Annotated in this window: 15 protein-coding genes; 8 read left to right on the forward strand and 7 right to left on the reverse strand. The window is 71.9% G+C overall.

Annotation, left to right across the window (positions count from 1 at the left end):
- Positions 1-28 precede the first annotated feature (28 nt).
- The 6 genes from ACWC5O_RS34265 to ACWC5O_RS34290 form a co-directional block, all read right to left on the reverse strand.
- The gene (locus tag ACWC5O_RS34265; RefSeq protein WP_450582783.1) at positions 29-307 is read right to left on the reverse strand and encodes a SelT/SelW/SelH family protein; all 279 of its coding nucleotides are present in this window, start codon (positions 305-307) and stop codon (positions 29-31) included.
- Positions 304-1,218: a HipA family kinase gene (locus tag ACWC5O_RS34270; RefSeq protein WP_450582781.1), complete on the reverse strand. Its 915-nt coding sequence runs from the start codon at positions 1,216-1,218 to the stop codon at positions 304-306. The genes ACWC5O_RS34265 and ACWC5O_RS34270 overlap by 4 nt, the downstream gene beginning before the upstream one ends.
- Before the next feature lie 20 nt (positions 1,219-1,238).
- Complete coding sequence (locus ACWC5O_RS34275) at positions 1,239-2,741, reverse strand: IucA/IucC family protein (protein WP_450582779.1); 1,503 nt, start codon at positions 2,739-2,741, stop codon at positions 1,239-1,241.
- A gap of 188 nt (positions 2,742-2,929) precedes the next feature.
- The gene (locus ACWC5O_RS34280; RefSeq protein WP_450582777.1) at positions 2,930-3,730 is read right to left on the reverse strand and encodes a CHAT domain-containing protein; all 801 of its coding nucleotides are present in this window, start codon (positions 3,728-3,730) and stop codon (positions 2,930-2,932) included.
- On the reverse strand, positions 3,727-9,024 hold the full coding sequence (locus tag ACWC5O_RS34285) for a tetratricopeptide repeat protein (RefSeq protein WP_450781141.1): 5,298 nt from the start codon (positions 9,022-9,024) through the stop codon (positions 3,727-3,729). Before ACWC5O_RS34285 ends, ACWC5O_RS34280 begins: the two co-directional genes overlap by 4 nt.
- A complete protein-coding gene (locus tag ACWC5O_RS34290) occupies positions 9,021-10,430 on the reverse strand; it encodes a lipase/acyltransferase domain-containing protein (RefSeq protein ID WP_450591929.1) in 1,410 nt (469 codons plus the stop codon). The genes ACWC5O_RS34285 and ACWC5O_RS34290 overlap by 4 nt, the downstream gene beginning before the upstream one ends.
- A gap of 333 nt (positions 10,431-10,763) precedes the next feature.
- Between ACWC5O_RS34290 and ACWC5O_RS34295 the strand changes: the two genes are divergently transcribed.
- Genes ACWC5O_RS34295 through ACWC5O_RS34305 form a run of 3 tightly spaced genes read left to right on the forward strand, consistent with a single transcriptional unit; the run spans position 10,764 to position 14,350 of the window.
- Entirely contained in the window at positions 10,764-12,278 is a 1,515-nt protein-coding gene (locus ACWC5O_RS34295; protein WP_450591930.1) for an IucA/IucC family protein, read from the forward strand.
- Between the two features lie 9 nt (positions 12,279-12,287).
- Positions 12,288-13,550 (forward strand): VWA domain-containing protein, encoded by a 1,263-nt coding sequence (locus tag ACWC5O_RS34300; RefSeq protein WP_450591932.1) that lies wholly within the window; start codon positions 12,288-12,290, stop codon positions 13,548-13,550.
- Positions 13,550-14,350 (forward strand): hypothetical protein, encoded by an 801-nt coding sequence (locus ACWC5O_RS34305; protein ID WP_450591933.1) that lies wholly within the window; start codon positions 13,550-13,552, stop codon positions 14,348-14,350. The genes ACWC5O_RS34300 and ACWC5O_RS34305 overlap by 1 nt, the downstream gene beginning before the upstream one ends.
- Positions 14,351-14,450: 100 nt before the next feature.
- Here ACWC5O_RS34305 and ACWC5O_RS34310 read toward each other — a convergent pair whose 3' ends face one another.
- Complete coding sequence (locus tag ACWC5O_RS34310) at positions 14,451-15,077, reverse strand: winged helix-turn-helix transcriptional regulator (protein WP_450591935.1); 627 nt, start codon at positions 15,075-15,077, stop codon at positions 14,451-14,453.
- Between the two features lie 81 nt (positions 15,078-15,158).
- Between ACWC5O_RS34310 and ACWC5O_RS34315 the strand changes: the two genes are divergently transcribed.
- From ACWC5O_RS34315 to ACWC5O_RS34335, 5 genes are all read left to right on the forward strand, one after another.
- On the forward strand, positions 15,159-16,367 hold the full coding sequence (locus ACWC5O_RS34315; RefSeq protein ID WP_450591937.1) for a pyridoxal phosphate-dependent aminotransferase: 1,209 nt from the start codon (positions 15,159-15,161) through the stop codon (positions 16,365-16,367).
- A 73-nt stretch (positions 16,368-16,440) separates the two neighbouring features.
- The gene (locus ACWC5O_RS34320) at positions 16,441-16,872 is read left to right on the forward strand and encodes an SRPBCC family protein (RefSeq protein ID WP_450591939.1); all 432 of its coding nucleotides are present in this window, start codon (positions 16,441-16,443) and stop codon (positions 16,870-16,872) included.
- Between the two features lie 410 nt (positions 16,873-17,282).
- Positions 17,283-18,995 (forward strand): trypsin-like serine peptidase, encoded by a 1,713-nt coding sequence (locus ACWC5O_RS34325; RefSeq protein WP_450591940.1) that lies wholly within the window; start codon positions 17,283-17,285, stop codon positions 18,993-18,995.
- A 31-nt stretch (positions 18,996-19,026) separates the two neighbouring features.
- The gene (locus ACWC5O_RS34330; protein WP_450591941.1) at positions 19,027-19,551 is read left to right on the forward strand and encodes a DUF4232 domain-containing protein; all 525 of its coding nucleotides are present in this window, start codon (positions 19,027-19,029) and stop codon (positions 19,549-19,551) included.
- Between the two features lie 100 nt (positions 19,552-19,651).
- The gene (locus ACWC5O_RS34335; protein ID WP_450591943.1) at positions 19,652-20,251 is read left to right on the forward strand and encodes a histidine phosphatase family protein; all 600 of its coding nucleotides are present in this window, start codon (positions 19,652-19,654) and stop codon (positions 20,249-20,251) included.
- Positions 20,252-20,371: the final 120 nt, after the last annotated feature.

Here is a 20,371-nt window from a genome sequence, read left to right on the forward strand (position 1 = left end):
GTGAAGTCGGACGCCGGCCGGGCCGGTATCACTCGGCGGCCCTGTCCGAGTGGCCCAGCGGCTTCCCCGGGGCCACGCGGTCGCGGACCAGGCGCTTGACCGCCGTGGGCTCCGGGAAGCCCTGTTCGAGGCGGTCCCAGACGACCTCGTCGTTCACCCGGACCACGAAGACGCCCCCGGTGCCGGGCTTGAGCGACAGCTCGGTCAGCTCGGTCTCGAAGGTGGTGAGCAGCTCCTGCGCCAGCCAGGCCGCACGGGGCAGCCAGCGGCACTGGGTGCAGTACTCGATCTGGACGCGGTGGGTCATCCGAGATGCGCCGACCAATCCTGTTCCGCCGCCGGCTTGCCGTGCAGGTCGGGGACCCGCTTGAGCCAGGCCGGGCGGCCCTGCTGGGTCTTCGCCACACGGGCGGCCTCCTCGGCCGCGAGTTCCTCGTGGCTCGGGAAGTCGGTGGGCAGCCACTCCCGGGACAGCCGTACACGCGCGAGGAGGTGGTCGACATAGGCGGCGCGGACGTCGTCGGGCGTGGCGAACCCGGCGTCCTCGGCCAGCCAGGGGTCCGGCACCTCGGCGACGACGGCCCGCAGCAGCTCCTCGGTCACACGCGGGGCCAGTTCGGCGTCGGCGGCCCGGACGTCGGGGCCGTAGTGCCCGAGGGCGTGGTGGCGGAAGTCGTACTTCTTGCCCGGGATCGTGGTGTCCCAACGGTGATGGAAGACGAGGGCGGCGCCGTGGTCGATGAGCCACAGGCGCGGGGGCGCGGTGCCGAACGTCGGCCAGACCATGAGGTTGGAGCTGTGGATCGTACGGTCCACGTTGACGGTCAGCGCGTCGAGCCAGACGATCCGGCCGGCCTCCACAGGGTCCACGGGGAAGATCTTCGCGATCTCCGGGGTGAAGTCCCTCGCCCCCGGCAGGTAGTCCATCCCCAGATTGACGCCCGCGCTGGCGCCGTGCAGCTCTCGCACCTCCTGGTGCGGCTCGTCAGCGGCGATGGCCGGGTCGAAGTGGACGAGGACCAGTTCGGGGAAGCGCAGGCCGAGCGCGCGGGCGAGTTCACCGACGATCACCTCGGCGACCAGCGCCTTGTGGCCCTGCGCCGAACCGGTGAACTTCACGACGTACGTGCCGAGGTCGTCGGCCTCGACGACTGCGGGCACGGAGCCGCCGGACCTCAGGGGGGTCACATATCGAACGGCAGTCACATCGTGCAGCACACCGGCCAGGGTAAAGCAGGTCAACCGGTGGCCAGGGGGTTCGGCAGTGGCAGATAGCGGGCGTCCGCGCCGTCCGCGGCCGTCCAGCGCAGCAGCAGGTTGGTCTTGCCTGGCAGGGTCGGTGAAGTGAGCAGGGCCGGGATCTCGGGCAGGTCGTGGCGGGCGAGTTCGCGGCGGGCGACGGGCCAGGGGTCGAGGCCGGGGTGGTGTTCGGCGAGGGCGGCTGCGATCTCGCTGAGGTGGTTGACGACCAGGCAGTAGACGAGCCGTTCCCAGCCGGCGGCCCGGGGGACGTCCGGCAGGATCTTGGCGCCCTCGGCGTCCCGGAACAGCGCCTGCACGGGCGTGCCCGTGGCGTCCACGGCTACGAGGGTGTTCTGCAGGTGCGCCTCGAGGACGACCCCGTGGACGTCGAACGCGGTGAGGGCGGGCGGGACGACCTGCCGCAGGTACGCCTCCCACCAGGCGCCCGGATCGGCCGTGGCGGCCAGGGGGCTGCCCTCGAAGCCCTCCGCGAGCCCGGCCGCGAGCAGGGGCGTGGCACCCGGCAGGAGGTGGCCGCGCAGCCCGTCCCGCACCAGCACGGCCAGCTCCTCGAAGGCGAAGGCGGCGGTGCGGTAGCCGCGGTCGCTCAGCCAGGCCGCGGGCGGGCCCATGGCGGTGAAGGCGGCGGTGGCGGCCGAGTCGGTGCGGCGCAGTTTCAGCAGGTCGTGGCGCCACAGCCGACGGATGTCGTTGGTGATGCGCACGTCCAGGCTGAACTTCAGGAACAGGTCGCGCCGGGGCTCGTACACCGTACGGATCGCCGCCGTGGGCCAGGCGTCGAAGGCGGTGGTGCCGAGCCGGACCAGGCGGCCGTCGGCGAAGGCCGGGGCGAGGTCGCGGGCGACGAGATCGAGCTGCCAGGGGTGGGCGGGCAGCAGCCGGTAGCCGGGCGGGGCCGTGCCGAGGGCGTCCAGGGCACGGGTGTCGCCCTGCTCGGCCACCTGGTCCTCGCGGACGCCGAGCAGCACCAGCGGGAACTGAGCGTGGGCCTCGGGGGCGTACGGCAGCCAGGCCGCCACCGGGCCGCCGCCGCGGGCCTTGGACGCCGGGTGGTAGGGGTGGCCGGTGATCAGGGACTGCTCGGAGCGCAGGTACGGGTCCTCGGGCGCCGTCGCCCCGGCGCGGGCGGTGAGCAGGGCGGCGACCGCGTCCCGGCTGTCGATCATCTCGGTGGGCAGGTCGCCGTTGGACAGCCCGGTGTGCCGGCGCAGCTCCTCGGCGACCAGTTTGACCAGCTCGGAGTGGCCGAGCCGGTGCCAGTCCCCGGCGGCGTGCACCTCGGGATCGGCGGGCCGCCGCCCGGGCCGCACCCGCAGCAGCCGGCCGGTGCCGGGCAACCGGAAGACCGGCCGTGGCCCGGGGGCCGACTGCGGCTCGGCGACCTCTCGCAGCAGGCAGTTGAGCAGGGGGCCGGCCGCGTATGCGTCGGCGCGGTGTCCGACGGTGTCGGCGGGAGGCTTGAGGTCCACGCGATCCATTCGTTCTTCGTCCTGGGCCCGAGCGATCAGTATGAATGCCGTCCCTGACAATCGTGCCCCGAGTTGCCCGCACCCGAGGAGCCCCCGCGTACCACTCCCCCACCATCGGGGCACCAGTTCGGACAGCGCGCCGGCGATGACCCAGAGGGTGGGAAGAAGCCGCCGGACGACCAGGCAGGATCGTGCGCTTATCCGCGCTCGGTGGTTTCCTCGAGCTGAATCCACTGGACGTTCATGTTTCTGCCGGCGAGTTCGGCGCGCAGATCTGTTTCGGAGTCCGTCGTGCCGGTGACCAGGACGGTGTAGCGCTTGGTCCCGGTGCCGCGCGCGAGGAAGGCGGTGGGGTCGGGGACTCGCCCCTGTGCGGGTGGGGGTGGGAGGAAGACGGGGTGCAGGAGGTGAAGGGCGTCCTGGTTCACCGCGTCACTGTGGCGGAGGACGGGGAGTTCGTTCTCGTCGGCCCCGTACATCCGGATCACCGCCCGTGCGGCCTCGTAGGCGGGGCCCACGGCCATGCCGGCGCCTACGCAGCGGTAGAACTGGGTCGCGAAGGTGATGGCCGTCTGGTCGCTCACCTTCGCGGGGTAGCCGATCGCGCAACCCGTGACCTGAGCCAAGTCCTGGGCGATGAGGTCGGTGCCGCAGGCGTTGAGCACCACGAGCCGCACCTGCTTGCCGGCGGCGGCCAGGAGGTCCGCCAGTCCTCGGGTGACCAGGGGCGCGTCACCGCCATCCGGGGTCAGGACGCGCAGGCCGGTGTCGCTCGCGTGCCCGGAGAAGTGCAGCACCGTCGGCTCGTGTTCCAGCAGGTGGCCGAGGATGTCCTCGCCCTGCACTGCCTGGGCGGTGCGCAGGGCCAGCCCGTCCCGGTAGCGGGCTTCCCGGATGACCCGGTCGACCTGCCGCTGCTCCTCACCGGTGTCCGGGCCGCCGAGTCGGCCGGCGATCGCGGACAGCATGAGGACGCCCGTCGGCTGTGGTCCGGTCATTCCCCGGGCACCTGAACCGGTGCGGCGAGGACCGCCTGGAGGAGTTCGCCGAGCGCGGCGGCCCGGCTGGGGCGGGCGGACATCAGGGCCGCGAGTTCGGCCACCGCCCGGTTGCGTTCGTCCTCGGCGGGTGGCTTCTCCCGTGCGACAACGCTCAGGAGCAGCGCCGGTTCGCGTTCGGCCGCCTGCGTAGCCGCGTGGACCGCTGCGACCGGGGCGCCTGGCCGGCTGCCGGCGTTGTCGCTGTCGCTGTCGGAATCACCGGTCACGGGGGCGTCGTCGAGGGCCTGGGCTGCCAGCCGGTGCACCGCGGCCGCCCATGGATCGTCGTACACGCCGTCCTCGATCAGCGCGAGCCAGCCGAGCGCCGGTCCGTCCGCGGCCTCCAAGGCCTTCTGGACACGGGTGTGCAGGGCTTGTCGGTCTTCCAGCAGCCTGTAGGCGGCATCGATGCCGTCGGCTACGGCCATCGCCGCGATGGCCCGATGGACGGCGACCACCCGGTCCGCGCCCCCAGGGCTCTCGCCCATCGCGGCCAGCGCCGCGTCCGCGTCGGGGGCGAGCAGGTCGGCCGCGTGCTCGGCCAGGTACGTCGCTGAGGCTGCCCAGCCCTCGTCGTCGGTGCTCGTCCGAATCCAGGCGGTCAGGATCTCCGGCAACACGAGCGGCCGGTACACCGTGTCCACCGGAACGCCGGACAGCAGCTGTTCCAGCATGTCGATGTGGAAGTCAGCGGGTCCGCCCAGCAGCGACCACTCCCGCAGGGCGGCACGGGAGGCGGCGTCGAGCAGGGCAGGGTGGGTGGTGACGAAGTCTCGTGACTCAACCCAGGTACTCGTGTTGACCCAGTCTGCGGTGAGCTGAAGGGCTGTGTCCGTGAGCTCCAGCCAGGACGGCGCCTCAGAGGCGGCACTCTGGTCCGCGCACAGCCGGGTGACCGCTTCACGCACTTCGGAATCGGATTCAGCGGCCTCCCGCAGACTCTGGTGGATTCGGAAGACGGTCTCGCCGCCCGTGGGGCCGGCCGGGGTGAGGAGGCCGCACAACGCCTCGACACTGTCGCCCGTCTCGCCGTTCCTCAGGAGGAACAGGGCGCGGTGGTAGGCGAGTTCGGCTGCGGCCTGCGGCGGACCGGGCCACTCGGCGATGATCTCCTCGTAGTGCTGAAGGGCTTCCTGGTGGCGTCCCACCCCCGACAATCGGTTGGCGAGGGTGTTCAGCGCGATGGCCAGGTTGGGGAGATAGGCATCCGAATTGGCCTCGGCCAGCACGCGATAGATACCGGCGGCCTCCTCGGCCGGGGCCAGAGCCTCCCGATGCCGCCCCATCTCCGACAGCCGGATGGCGAGGTTGTTCAGCACCATCGCCAGGTTGGGGAGATAGGCATCCGAATTGGCCTCGGCCAGCACGCGATAGATACCGGCGGCCTCCTCGCCCGCGGCCAAGGCCTCCTGACGCCGCCCCACCTCACCCAGCCGGACGGCCAGGTTGTTCAGCGCGCTGGCCACATCAGGGAGATAGGCATCGGGAATGGCCTCGGCCAGCACGCGATAGATACCGGCGGCCTCCTCGCCCGCGGCCAAGGCCTCCTGACGCCGCCCCACCTCACCCAGCCCGTTGGCGAGGTTGTTCAGCACCATCGCCAGGTTGGGGAGATAGGCATCCGAATTGGCCTCGGCCAGCACGCGATAGATACCGGCGGCCTCCTCGGCGGGGGCCAGCGCCTCCTGACGCCGCCCCATCTCCGACAGCCCGTTGGCGAGGTTGTTCAGCACCATCGCCAGGTTGGGGAGATAGGCATCCGAATTGGCCTCGGCGAGCAGGCGATAGATGCCGGCGGCTTCCTCGCCCGCGGCCAGAGCCTCCCGGCGCCGCCCCACCTCACCCAGCCGGACGGCCAGGTTGTTCAGCGCGCCGGCCAGATCAGGGAGATAGGCATCGGAATTGGCCTCGGCCAGCACACGACGCAGTCGGACGCATTCCTCGGCGGGGGCCAGCGCCTCCTGACGCCGCCCCACGTCCGCCAGCCGGTTGGCGAGGGTGTTCAGCGCGCTGGCCAGGTTGGGGAGATAGGCATCGGGAATGGCCTCGGCCAGCACACGACGCAGTCGGACGGACTCTTCGGCCAGGGCCAGCGCCTCCTGACGCCGCCCCACCTCCGCCAGCCCGTTGGCGAGGTTGTTCAGCGCGATGGCCAGGTTGGGGAGATAGGCATCGGGATTGGCCTCGGCCAGCACACGACGCAGTCGGACGCATTCCTCGGCGGGGGCCAGCGCCTCCTGACGCCGCCCCACCTCACCCAGCCGGATGGCGAGGGTGTTCAGCGCGCTGGCCAGGTTGGGGAGATAGGCATCGGGAATGGCCTCGGCCAGCACGCGATAGATACCGACGGCCTCCTCGGCCGGAGCCAGCGCCTCCTGACGCCGCCCCACCTCACCCAGCCGGATGGCGAGGGTGTTCAGCGCGCTGGCCAGATCAGGGAGATAGGCATGGGGAATGGCCTCGGCCAGCATGCGACGCAGTCGGACGGATTCTTCGGCCGGGGCCAGCGCCTCCTGACGCCGCCCCACCTCCGACAGCCGGATGGCGAGGTTGTTCAGCGCGCTGGCCAGGTTGGGGAGATAGGCATCAGGATTGGCCTCGGCCAGCACGCCATAGATACCGGCGGCCTCCTCGGCCGGAGCCAGCGCCTCCTGACGCCGCCCCACCTCACCCAGCCGAACGCCCAGATTGTTCAGCACGCCGGCCAGATCAGGGAGATAGGCATCGCGGTCGGCCTCGGCCAGCACACGATAGATGCCGACGGCCTCCTCGGCCGGAGCCAGCGCCTCCTGACGCCGCCCCACCTCCGCCAGCCGAACGCCCAGATTGTTCAGCACGCCGGCCAGATCAGGGAGATAGGCATCACGGTCGGCCTCGGCCAGCACACGATAGATGCCGACGGCCTCCTCGGCCGGAGCCAGCGCCTCCTGACGCCGCCCCACCCCCGCCAGCCGAACGCCCAGATTGTTCAGCATCACGGCCAGGTCCGGGAGATAGGCATCGCGGTTGGCCTCGGCCAGCGTCCGCAACGCGGTGACGCCGGGCCCGCCCGCGGCAAGGGCGTGATCGGGCAGGTGCCGTCGCAGATAGGGGTTGGCCTGTTCCGGACTGGCACCGTTCGCGGTCTGGCCAAGGCTGAGCGTGACGAGGGCGCGCACGATCGCAAGGGCGGCCGGGTCGGCGTGCCCGGCGCTTGTCGCGCCACGCAGGTAGGTGATGAGTTCGCGGTGATAGAGGCGGTAGACGGCCTGGTGTCCGTCGCTGTCCTCGACGATGTAGCGGCCGTAGTGCTGGAGGAGCCAGTCGATGTCCTCGGGCCCATACGGGGTGTCGCGGTTGCCGACAGCCTGCGCTGCGGTCTGCCAGACGCCGTGGGCGGGCATGCCGTTGCCGGCGGCCCAGGCGAGGGCGGTGAGCAGGTCGGTGGCGGCGTGGGGGAGTTCATGGCCGTCGCGGACCCTGGTGTGGGCGGTGGCGAGGTCGCGGGCGAGTGCCTCGGTGATGCCGGCGGGGACCTGGTCCCGCCAGGACCGGTCGGGATGGTCGGCGAGGGTACGGGCGAGGCGGGAGGCGACGATGCGGGCGAAGAGGAACCCGCCGCCGGCGGTGCCGGCCCGTTCGGCCAGGACGGGCGCGATGTCGTCGGCCGTCCGCTCCGCGATGCCGTCGGCCCGGAGGCGGCGGCGGACGTAGTCGGCGATGTCGCCGGTCGTGTCGTGGTCCTGGTCGAGGTCGAGGACGCGGACCGCGGCGCCGACGGTGCGGGTGAGGGCGGCCTCCAGGGTCTCGCCCGGTTCCTGGTGGGGTTGGAAGGGACGGTCGCGGGAGGCGAGCAGTACGGCGCACAGGCGGCTGAGGGGGACGAGCAGTTGCTCGGCGATCGGAGCGGCCTGGCCCGGGGACGCCTCGTCGAGGCCGTCGAGGACCAGAACGTGGCACCGCCCGGGAGGGGTGTCCGAGCGTTCGAGTTGGGCGATCAGGTCGGCGGGGGTCTTCGGCTCTGGCAGGCCCAGTCGGTAGGCCAGGGCGTGGGCGAGATCCTGTACGCCCATGCCACGCAGGTGGACGGCCGCGTCCACACTGCGCTCGCCGGGATCCGGGTCGTCCTGCGTGAGAGGGGCGTGCGCCTTCAGGGCGGCGCGCTCGGCCGGGTCGGAGAGGGCGGCGATGCGGCCCGCGACAGCGGACTTTCCGACCCCGGCGCTCCCGGTCAGCAGCAGCATCCCCGCCGCACCGGTGCCGAGCCAGTCGGTGATCTCCCGCAGTGCGCGTCTACGGCCGGTGAAGAACCAGCCCTCCTCGGTCGGGTCGATGCCCCTGGCGGCGAGCACGAGGTGTTCGACGAGAGCCTCGTGCTCGACGGATTCGGGGCGCCACAGGGGGTTGCGGAAGATCGGGGCGGGACGGCCGGCGGAGGCGCGTACGGGGATCTGGCCACTGTCGGGCCAGTCCTCCAGGACAGCGAGCGCGAGTGTCTCCCCGGTTATGCCTTCGTTGCGCACGCTCCACTCGTGGCGGTACTGGCCCCGCCGCTCCTGGCCATGGGTGTCGGCGCCCTCGTAGTGGCGGGCACGGGACCGGGGGGTGCCGGTGGAACGGTACGGGCCGTCCTGCAGCAGCCGTAGCACCGTTTCCAGAAGCAGCCCACGGGCCCCGGCGGCCTTCTCGTGGGCCTGGCAGGCTGCGAGCACACCGATCCAGGCCGTGCGGGGTTCGGGCAGGCTGCGGTTCTCCCAGGCGCTGAGTGCGTGGTCGAGGGCGGGGAGGGCGCCGGCGCCGGAGTGGCAGGTGTCGAGGAGGATCAGGATCTGGTCGGCGCGGCTCGCCAGAGCCTGGCCGGCGAGGTTCTCCGGGGAGTAGAACCTGTCCCGGTTGCCGAGGCCCTTGCGGGTGGCGTGGGTGACGAGCTGAAGGTCCCGTACGTTGTCGATCTCGGCGTGCCCGGACCAGGCGACGACGGCCGGGCCGTTGCCGCCGTGTTCCGACCAGGTGTCGGACCACTGGTTGAGTGCGTCGACCAGGCCGCCCTGTCCCAGGTTCTTCAGGATGGTCCCGCGGTAGCCGAACCGGGCCATGGTGGCGGCGAGTTCGTCGACCTGTTCGACCGCGCCGGGGAGCGGGCGGAAGGCCGGGTCCTGGTAGGTGTCGAAGACGACCGCCAGGAACGTGCCCTCGACGTCCGCACCGCGGTGGGCGGGGTCCTGCGTGTCGGTACCGGAAAGGTGCTCCGGCGCCGCGGTCCGGTCGGTCATACGTCGCCTTCGAGGATCAGGGTCAGCGCGGTCACCGCGGTGCCCGCGTCGTCGAGTGAAGCGTGCAGGGAGACCGCGTACGCGCCCGGGCCGAGACCGCCGAACGAGCCTTCGTACCGGCCGCCGTTGAGGTTGCGCAGAGTGCGGGTCGCAACAACCGAGCCGTCTTCGGCGGTGACGGTGGCCCGGACGGCGAGCGCGTCCGCTCCCTCCCGGGCGGTGGCGGCCGCGGCCTCCACGCGCAGGGGCTCGCCCGCGGCCAGGTATTCGGGGACACGGACGCTGAGCGGGTGGGCGGGCAGCGATCCCCGGTAGACGGCCGGGGCTGGGGCGAGCCAGTCGTACAGGTCTTCGCGGACCCCGGCGTGGCCTTTGATCGCACCGTGGTTGGCGAAGGAGGAGCGGACGGTCGCGTTGTCGTCGCGGGCGAGTTCGGCGGGGTAGGCGGCGAATCGCGGCACCCTTCCGTCGCCACCCTCGTCCTTGCCCTCGATGGTCTCGATCAGCCGCAGCCGGCCGTCCTCCACGGCGGCCGTGGTGGGGGTGGGCTGGCGAACGCCGACCACCGGCAGGCAGAGCCGGTCCGAGCCGCCCCGCCGTACGCGGTCGAGGGCGGCGGTCCGGATCTCCTCGTGGAAGCAGCACGCGTCCGTGAGCAGATTCCGGTCGATCCCTTCGAGTGCGGTGGTCAGTTCCCGGGGGTAGCGCAGGCCCTCGGGGCTCTCGATGCAGGCGTAGGCCGGTGTGAGCTGGTGGAGGGAGGGCAGGCTGCGGCTGAAGGCGGTCAGGTCCGCGGCCAGCGGGCCCAGGCCGATCCGATGCCCGTTGACCAGGGACTCCAGCGCCCCGATCGAACCGCGGTGCGGGGTGCCCAGGGTGATGAGCTGTCGGGTGACCTCCGCGCCGCCCAGGCACTCCGCCCAGTAGCGGCCCACCAGCCCGCCCATGGAGTGGCAGACGAGACGCACCTTCGCCTCCGCCCGGTGCGGGGCGGAGGCCCGCCAGCGCCCGAGCACCTCGTCGACCCGATCTGCCAGCAGGCGCGCGTTGTAGCGGCAGGACAGACGCCAGTCGTAGGCGAACTCGACCAGGTTCACGGGTGCGTCCGGCCGGTCGCCGGGGAGCGCGCGGCGCAGGGTGAAGGTGCGTTCCAGCCAGCCGAGCAGGTCGCCGTAGCCATCGACGAGCGGCCGTACGCCGGGAATCGCGTGCACGGAAGGGGCGAGCCCGGTGGGGACGACCCCGTCGCCGGGGTGCCCGTCGCCGATGTCCGTCGGGAGCCGAAGGGCCTTGACGGAGCCGAGGAACGTGGTGATCCCGCGTCGGAGCGCTCCCGGAGAGGGGCCCCACACCTCCTTGCCGTCCACCGCCAGACGGCTGCCCGTGATCCCCGGGACAACGACCACTAAGTCCTCGACCGGCTCACGCCACACTGCTCCCCCTGAAAGGTCCCGCCACTCGTCGCACGGTCCGCCCTGGCCTGCGGCCTGTGCCCGGGGCAACGGCCGCGCCCCCGGCCTCTGACTACCAGACCGGCGAGCCCGACGTCCGGCCAATCACACAAATCACCCCAGGGCGCGGGCGTTCGAAGGTCGCTTGTGCCGGCGCACCGGCGCCGGCGCCGGACACCTGGACGGCTGGTGTCCGTGAGGCCGTTCCTTCGTCCGGGGCCCGAGCGATCAGTATGAATGCCGTCCCTGACAATCGTGCCCCGAGCTGCCCGTACCCGAGGAGTCCCCGTGGACCACTCCCCCACCGCCGAGGCCGACGTCGCCGAGGAGCTGGCCGTCGTCCGGCCCGGCCTGCTGCCCCGGTACAGGGCCGAGCTGCCGGGTGCCCGGGCGGCGGTGCTGACGCGGCTGTGGCGGGGGCTCGCCCATGAGCCGCTGCCATGGGTCACGGGCCGGGTCCGGGGGGCGCACAGCCTCGCTCTGCGGCTGGCCGACGGCCGGACCCTGCACGGCCCGCACGCGGACCCGTACGCGACCGGCGGGTACGTCACCGCCGTCAGGCTGGACCGGGAGCGCTACGACGATCCGGCGCGCCTGATGAGCGATCTCGCGGTGCCGCACGCGGCGGGGTTCGCGGTGGAGCTCGGGCACAGTGTGGCCTCGTTGGCTCTGTCCCGGGCCGGTGCGGATCATCCGGAGGCGTGGCCCGAGCGGGACTGGGAGTGGGAGCAGCGGGTGGTGGACGGGCATCCGTTCCATCCCAACTGCCGTTCCCGGCCGGGTTTCTCGGTGGCGGATCAGCTGGCGTACGGTCCGGAGCACCGGCCGGTGGTCGGTCTCGGCACGGTCTCCGTACCGGCGGCCGAGTGCCTGGTGTCCGGGGACTGGCCGGAGGAACTGCGGGACTCGGAGCGCCTGTTGCTGCCGGTGCATCCGTGGCAGGCGGCCCATGTGCTCAAGCGGTCGTACGACCCATGGCGTCCCGCGCATCCGCTGATGTCCCTGCGCACGCTCGCCCTGCCCGGCGGCCCGCATGTGAAGACCGCGCTGAGCGCCCGGCTGACATCCTCGGTACGGGACATCTCCACGTACTCCGTCGGGGCGTCCGCGGCCCTGTCGGCCTTCGCCACGGATCTGGCCGCGCGCACGGACGGGCTGCTGCACGTGACCCGCACCCTGGGCGCTGCGACGGCCCACTCGCCCGATCTGGCCGCGCTGCTGCGGGAGTCGCCGCAGGTGTACGCGGGCCCGGGCGAGCGGGTGCTGCCGGTGGCGTCGCTGCCCACCACCGGCCTCCCGGACTCCCCGGCGTGGCTGGCCGAGTTCGCCCGCCTGGCCCTCACGGCCGGTCTGCGCCTGCTGGACCTCGGGGTGGCGCTGGAGGCCCACGGGCAGAATCTGCTGGTGGTCATCGCCGCAGACAACTCGCCGCTCCGTCTCGTCTACCGCGACCTCGCCGACATCCGCATCAGCCCGGCCCGTCTGGCCGGTCACGGCATCGCCCCGCCGCCGCTGACGGGCCGGCTGATCACGGACGACGTGACGACCCTGCGTCGCAAGCTGTTCGGCTCGCTGGTGGCGGGCGCGCTCGCCGGCACGGCCGGCTCGGGGCCCGCCCTGGGCGCGGCCCTGGCGGCCGCGCTGCCGGACCTGCCCCGCACCTCGGATCTGACGGCTCTGCGCGAAGGCCCGCTGCCCACGAAGGCGTTGACGCTGATGCGGCTGTCCCCGGACACCCCGGGCGACCAGTGGACCTCGCTGCCGAACCCGCTCGTTTTGGAGCCCGGCACCTCTGATCAATAAGATCCGCCGATGATCAGAAGACAACGGCTGGCGGCGGGCGTCTGCGCTCTGCTCGCCGCCCTGACGGCCGGACTCGCGGTCCCGTCCACGGCTGTGGCCGACGAGACGGAACAGGCCGCTCCGAAGGTCGAACTCGTACTGGACGTCAGCGGTTCCATGCGGGCGCGGGACATCGACGGCGGCTCCCGGATGGCCGCCGCGAAGCAGGCGTTCAACGAGGTGCTCGACGCGACGCCGGAGGAGGTCCAGCTCGGCATCCGCACGCTGGGCGCGAACTACCGTGGCAACGACCGCATAACGGGCTGCAAGGACACCGAGCAGCTCTACCCGGTCGGCCCGCTGAACCGGACCGAGGCGAAGACCGCGGTGGCCACGCTGACGCCGACCGGGTGGACGCCGATCGGTCCCGCGCTGCAGAAGGCGGCCGCCGACCTCGACGGCGGTGACGGCACCCGCCGTATCGTCCTGATCAGCGACGGCGAGGACACCTGCCAGCCGCTCGACCCGTGCGAGGTGGCCCGCGAGATCGCCGCCAAGGGCATCGGGCTGACCATCGACACCCTCGGCCTGGTGCCGGACGCCAAGACTCGCGACCAGCTCAGCTGCATCGCGGACGCGACCGGCGGAACGTACACCGATGTGCGGCACAAGGAAGAACTCAGCGACCGGGTCGGGCAGTTGGTCGACCGGGCCGCCGATCCGGTGGTGACGCCGGTGGCGACCGAGGGCGCGACCGAGTGCGCGAAGGCGCCGTCGCTCAAGTCCGGGCTGTACACGGACCGTGAGGAGTTCGGTCAGCAGCGCTGGTACAAGGTGGACGTCAATCCCGGCCAGGAGCTGCGCGCCTCGGTGAGCGTGGCGGACGACCGGGCCGTCGACCCGGACTATGGGGTGCTGCTGCGGGCCGTGACCGTACACGACCGGGAGATCGTGCGCGGTGAGGCCGCGGGCACCGGCCGTACGGACGTGATCTCGACCGGTCTGCGCTACCCGAGGCCGGAGAGCGACGACGACACCGCCGCCGCCGAGACCGTGTGTCTCCAGGTCACCAACTCCTTCTCGGCCGCCGCGGGCGTCAAGACCTCCCCGGGTCTGCCCCTGGAACTGACCGTCGACGTCGTGGACGGTCCGAGCAAGGCGAGCGACGTGGCCTCCTTCGGTCTCGGGCGCGGCTGGTGGCTGCTGGGCGCGCTGGTGCTGGCCGGCTTCCTCGCCGGTCTGCTGTGGGGCTGGCTGTCGCGCTGGCGGGTCGCGGTCTGGAGGACGAACTGATGCGTATCACGCGAGTACTGGGCGCAGCGCTGCTGGCGCTCGGGCTGGCCGCAGGCCCTGCGGCCGCCGACTCCTCCCCGTCGCCGAGCGCCACGGACGACGGCAAGGCGCCCACCCGGGCGGGCACGTCCTTCCGTACGGCGACCGAGATCGAGCAGGGGCAGCAGGCCACCGCGTCCGGTTCCACGGGCGACTACCTGTACTGGTCGTTCCCCGCGGACGCCGGGCAGCGCCCGACGGTCAAGGCGAGCGTGAAGCTGCCCGAGACGCACGGGGCGCAGACCTGGCAGATCGACGTGTACGACGGTCTGCGGCGGCGCCAGTCCTGCCAGTACGGTGCGGCGACCCGCACCGCCGAGCAGGGGGCGTCCTCGGTCGGGCTGGCCTGTGTACTGCGCACGGTGCGCGCCTGGTCGGAGCCGTGGGCCAACGACCCGCTGCCGGGCACGTACTACGTCCGGCTGACCGTGGTGAACCTCGGGGTCTCCGACCTGGGTCAGCCGGTGAGCGCCAAGGTGCGCGTCGGCTCCAAGGACATCGGCGGCGCGGCGGCCGTGGACGGCTCGCTGGCCGAGCCGCTGGTGCCGGGTGTGGCCGTCAAGTCCCAGGCGAAGGAGGACGACTCGAAGACGGCGGTGCTGTCGAGCCTCGAGCCCGACGACGGCTGGTCCTCCGGCTGGTGGTCCGACCGCTGGGTGTGGACCGCGGTAGGCGGTCTGCTCGCCGCGCTCGCGGGCATCGGCGGATACGCGCTCACGCGCGGCTCGGGACGGCCGTCCCGGGTGCCGCCGAGCGTCTGAGGCGAAGTAGGTGAAGGCCCGCCTGTCGGCGGGCCTTCTGCTTTCCCGCCCATCCGCCCCGGTCGGCTGAGAAGTCGGGGCCCGGGGCGACGGCCCGTTCTCACGCCTCGCGCAGCGCCTTGGCGAACGTGCCGTCACCGGTCACGGTGACCCGGCCGGCCCGGACGGCGTCGACCAGGGTCAGCTCCCCGCGAGCGAAAGCCTCGCAGGCCGCCACGTCGATCACCAGCCGCGCGTCGGCCTCACCGGGCGCGGGCCCGTCGCCGTACACCGGCCCGCTCTCGGCGCCGACGAACAGATGGAACTCCCCTTCCTCCAGCCGCACTTCCACGGTCCCTTCCCCCTCCAGCCGGCGTAGCAGCGGCAGCGCGAACCAGTGCGCGCGCACGGCGTCCGTCGGCCGCCGCTCCCCCAGTTCGGCCTGCCCCCAATCCCCCAGGGCCTGGATCACGGGCAGCAGCTCACGTCCTCTCGGGGTGAGTTCGTACACGTACGCCGCACCCGGCGGAGGCAGCCGCCGCCGGCTCGTGAGTCCGTCGCGTTCCATGTCCTTCAGCCGTGAGGCGAGTACGTCCGTGCTCACGCCGGGCAGGTCCGCGTGCAGGTCCGTGTAGCGGCGAGGGCCGGCGAGCAGTTCCCGGACGATCAGCAGGGTCCAGCGGTCGCCGACGAGGTCGAGCGCGCGGGCTGCGGAGCAGTACTGGTCGTAGCTTCGGCGAGGAGACATGCGACGCAGTCTAGACGGGTTGTTGGACTTTCCAAGCTCCTACTTGGTAAAACCAAGCAACACGAGTTTCCGGAGGGGCACATGGAGTTCCGGCAGTCGAACAAGCTCAGCGAGGTCTGTTACGAGATCCGCGGCCCGGTGATAGAGCACGCCAACGCACTGGAGGAGGCGGGCCACAGCGTGCTGCGCCTGAACACCGGCAACCCCGCGCTGTTCGGGTTCGAGGCGCCGGAGGAGATCCTCCAGGACATGATCCGGATGCTGCCGCAGGCGCACGGCTACACGGACTCACGTGGCATCCTCTCCGCCCGCCGGGCGGTCGCCCAGCGCTACCAGACACTGGGCCTGGAGGTCGGCGTCGACGACGTCTTCCTCGGCAACGGCGTCTCGGAGCTGGTGTCCATGGCCGTACAGGCGCTGGTCGAGGACGGCGACGAGATCCTCATCCCCGCCCCGGACTTCCCGCTCTGGACGGCGGTGACGACCCTGGCCGGCGGCAAGGCGGTCCACTACCTGTGCGACGAGCAGGCCGACTGGAACCCGGACCTGGCCGACATTGCGTCGAAGATCACCGACCGCACCAAGGCCGTGGTCATCATCAACCCGAACAACCCGACGGGAGCGGTGTACCCGAAGGAGGTCGTGGAGGGCATCCTCGACCTGGCCCGCCGGCACGGCCTGATGGTCTTCGCCGACGAGATCTACGACCAGATCCTCTACGACGACGCCGTCCACCACTCGGCCGCGACCCTCGCCCCCGACCTGGTCGTCCTCACCTTCTGCGGCCTGTCGAAGACCTACCGGGTGGCGGGCTTCCGCTCCGGCTGGCTGGTGGTGACGGGCCCCAGGCAGCACGCGAAGGACTACCTGGAGGGCCTGACCATGCTGGCCTCCATGCGCCTGTGCGCCAACGCGCCCGCCCAGTACGCCATCCAGGCCGCACTCGGCGGCCGCCAGTCCATCCACGAACTCGCCGCTCCGGGCGGCCGGTTGTACGAGCAGCGGAACGTGGCCTGGGAGAAGCTCAACGAGATCCCGGGCGTGTCCTGCGTGAAGCCGAAGGGTGCGCTGTACGCCTTCCCGCGCCTGGATCCGAAGGTCCACAAGATCCACGACGACGAGAGGTTCGTCCTGGACCTGCTGCTGCGGGAGAAGATCCAGGTGGTCCAGGGCACCGGCTTCAACTGGCCGAGCCCCGATCACTTCCGCATCCTGACCCTCCCCCACGCGGACGACCTGGAGGCGGCGATCGGGCGCATCGGACGGTTCCTCGGCGGCTACCGACAGTGACGATGTGCGGTCCCGGGCGGGCGCACACTGGAAGCAGAAGGACGGGGGCATGATCCGACCCTGGAGGTGAGCCATGAGCACCCTGGAAGAACACGTCGATGTCGGGGTGACGATCGACAGGGCCTGGGACAGCCTCCACCAGGTGGAGGACTACGCCCGATTCGTGGCCGGCGTGCGCGGCGCCCATACGGAGGGAGGAGGCCGCACTCATCTGAACGTCGAGGCGGGCGGCGGGACCCGGGAGCTCGACGCCGAGCTCTCCGACCGTGAGGGGGAACGCGTGATGGAGTGGCGCACCACGGGCGCCCCGGAGCTGAGAGGTTCCTTCTCCCTGCAGCCGATCGACCAGGGCCACACCCGGGTCCAGGCCCGGCTGGAGTACGACCCCGACACCGTCCGGGCCACGTTCGGCGGGCCGAGGGGCTTCGCTCAGGCGACCGCGATCGAACGGCTCGTGCGCAGCGATCTGGAGCAGTTCAAGGAGTATGCGGAACAGAGACGGTGAGCGGCAGCGATCCCGGGCCGCTGCCTCCTGTCGGTGAACACCGTATGTGATCACCGACAGGGGGCTTTGCGCTGACAGAGGGCTTTGCGCCGACGGGGGGGGCTTTGCACCAACGGAGGGCTTCGCACTGATGTATGGGAAGATCACCTGGTTCCCGTCGTCATCCGGCGGCGGCACGACCGGGGGGATCCACCGGAGTTCGCGGCGAAGCCGTCCGCGTGCGTGCGCCTGACCAGCGTCGCACCGGCGACCACTCGTCCCCCTGGTCCGGCTTTCGTGAACCAGGGGGAACGTACTTGTTGTCATACCGAAGAGGCAGGACGGTCGTCACCGTCCTGTCCGCGGCGATACTCGCACTCGCGGCTCCGGCCGCACGGGCCGCATCACCCTCGCCGTCTCCGACCCCGCCCGTGAAGGCGGAAGCAGGAAAGGAAGCCCAGGAAGCCGCCCGGTTCTGGACCGCGCGGCGCATGGCGGGCGCCCGGCCGCTGGACGAGGTCCGGTCGGCGCCGTCCGTGTCCGGCAGGCCGGGTGCGGCGGCGGCAGCCCGGCCCACGGGCACCCCGTTCGGCGGGACCCGTCTCGTGGGAACGTTCTTCGGCTCCGACGGGCCGAGCGGCACCGCCTGGCACTGCACCGGCAGCGTGATCGCCACCGCCTCGAAGAACATCGTGCTCACCGCGGCCCACTGCGGGCTGAGCATGAAGAGCGACTACATCTTCGTCCCGAAGTTCGTCAAGGGAGCGGGCCCCGACCGGCAGCCCTACGGCATCTTCCACATCCAGCACATCTTCATCGACCCGCGCTATGTCCCCGACCACGGCTCGACGACCACCAAGAAGCCCTGGTCCGACCTGGACACCGCGTTCGCCCGGGTCTCGGCGAACCAGCAGGGCAAGCAGCTCCAGGACGCCGTGGGCGGCGGGCTGACCTTCACCCGGGCGTCCGGCTACACGCACCGGGGCGTCACGGTGGTCGGGTACCCGTCGCACGCGCACAACGGCGCCGGACGCGCCCTCAAGTGCACCGTGCCGACGAAGCAACTCCCCGGGTACCGGCAGATGTCCATGACCTGCGGCGGCTACTACGGCGGTGTCTCCGGCAGCCCGTGGATCACCGACTACAAGGACGGCGCCACCACCGGGCATGTCATCGGCAACCTCGGTGGCTACAACGGCGGCGGCAACGACGCGAACGTCGACTACATCAGCTACGCCCCGGCGTTCGGCGCCGACGCCGCCAACCTCCTCGCCTACGCCGTCGCGGGGCAGGACCCGCCGTCCGACCTGCCGCCGTACAAGGGGATCGAGGCCAGACTTCCGGGCGGAGCGCGCCAGTGGCAGCACGCCAAGTTGTCCGCCTCCGGTGACTACACGGGCGATCACCGCAGTGACCTGGTCGTGGTCCGGTCCGACGGCGAGACCACGCTGTATCCCGGTGACGGCAAAGGCGGGTTCCGGCCCGAGAAGCGGCTGCGGCCGGCCAACTCCACCTGGACACACGCCCGGACGATCACCGGCGGGGACTTCACCGGTGGGGATCTGTCCGACCTGCTGGTGCGCTGGTCCGACGGGGAGGTCACCCTATACCCGGACGTCAGCGCCTCGGGCCTGGGCCGGGAGGTCCGGATGGCGAAGCCCGGCTCGGTCTGGAAGAACGCCGCCCAGATCTCGGCCGGGCGGTTCCACCGCGGCACCCGCGCAGGCGACCTGCTGGTCCGCTGGACCGACGGCGAACTGACCCTCTACACCTCCGTCGGCGCCGGCGGCTTCGGCGCCGAGAAGCGCCTGCTGGCGCCGAACGGCACCTGGAAGAACGCCACTCTGCTCACCAGCGGAAACTTCAGCGGCAAGGCCACCTGGGACGTCCTCGTCCGCTGGGCGGACGGCGAACTCGACACCTATGTGGGCACCTCGCCCGCAAAACTGGGCACCGAATCGCGCCTGCGCGGCCCGAACGCCCTGTGGAAGCACGACCTGGTCATGACGGCGGGCGACTACACCGCCAACCGCACCAGTGACGACCTGATCGTCCGCTGGTCCGACGGCGAGACGACCCTGTACGCCGACACCGGCGCCAAGGCTCTCGGCACGGAGAACACGCTGGTCTACCCCGGCACTTGACCACTCACCCTCCCAAGGTTCAGGGGGAACCATGCGAGCCACGACTCGTCTGACCGGCGGCCTGGCCGTCCTCATGGCCGGACTGGCCCTGACGGCCTGCGGCACCACCACCGAAGCGCACGACAACACGAAACCGGGCAACTGCCGGACCGCGTCCCTGAAGTGGACGCTGGTCCTGCTCGGCAAGGAGCAGGGCGGCAGCCGGGCCGACGCGCGGCTGACCGCCGTCAACAAGGGCCCGGACACCTGTGTTTTCAACGGCTACCCGGGCATCGAGATCCACAACGGGAAGGCCGAGAGCATCGACGGCACAGGACCCGGGCACCCCGCCTCCTTCCCGCTCACCGCGAAGGCGACGGTCACCGTCGACCTGCACTACACACCCCGCGGTACGAAGGGTGCCGGCGACTGGTGCGTGCGGCAGAGCGAGGCGGTGGTCTGGGCCCCGCACGACTCCGACCGCGCCGTCGTCCCGGTCCTGGACCGGCACCGGAAGACCACCGTGATCGACGCCTGCGGCGAGACCCTGTCCATGGCTCCGCCGCATCGCGCGTAGGCGGGGAGCAGAGCGCGGCGGCCCGTCTGGCCCAGTCCGTCCTGCGGGGCGCCATGACCGTGTGACACGGTGCTGGCAAGCGAGCGGGAAGGGCGCTGACGTGGGTGACCTCTTTCTCGTCCGGCACGGTGAGACCGAGTGGTCGCGATCCGGACGGCACACCGGCTGGACCGACGTACCCCTCACCGAGCACGGGCGGGAGGAGGCGCGCGAGCTGGTGCCGCTGATCCGCTCGCAGCGCATCGGCGTCACCTTCGTCAGCCCCCTGCGGCGGGCCCGGGAGACCGCCGCACTGCTCGGGATCCACGACGCCCGGGTCGACGCCGACCTGCACGAATGGGACTACGGCGGGTACGAGGGCACCACCACCGTCGAGATCCAGCGCACCCGGCCCCACTGGTCCCTGTTCACGGACGGCGTCGCGCCGGGCCCGCCCGAGCATCCCGGGGAGAGTCCGGAGCAGGTCGGGGAGCGCGCCGACCGGATGCTGGTCAAGGTGGACGCCGCGCTCGCCGACACCGACGGGGCCGTCGTCCTGGTCGCCCACGGCCATTTCCTACGCGTCCTCACCGCCCGCCGCCTCGGCCTGCGCCCCCAGCACGGGGCCCTCTTCCAACTGGCCACGGGCTCACTGTGCCGCCTCGGCACGGAGCACGGGCGTCCGGTGGTGGCGGGGTGGAACGTGCGGCCGCACGACTGATCCACCCGGAGGGCCGAGGCCGGCCCCGCCCGTCGTCGCTCCCGGTCGTGCCCCACCCCAAAGTGACGCGCCTGGGCTCCGGCCGTCGTCACTCCCGGCCGTACGCACCGATCCGCCCAG

The sequence above is a fragment of the Streptomyces sp. NPDC001450 genome (assembly GCF_053597295.1).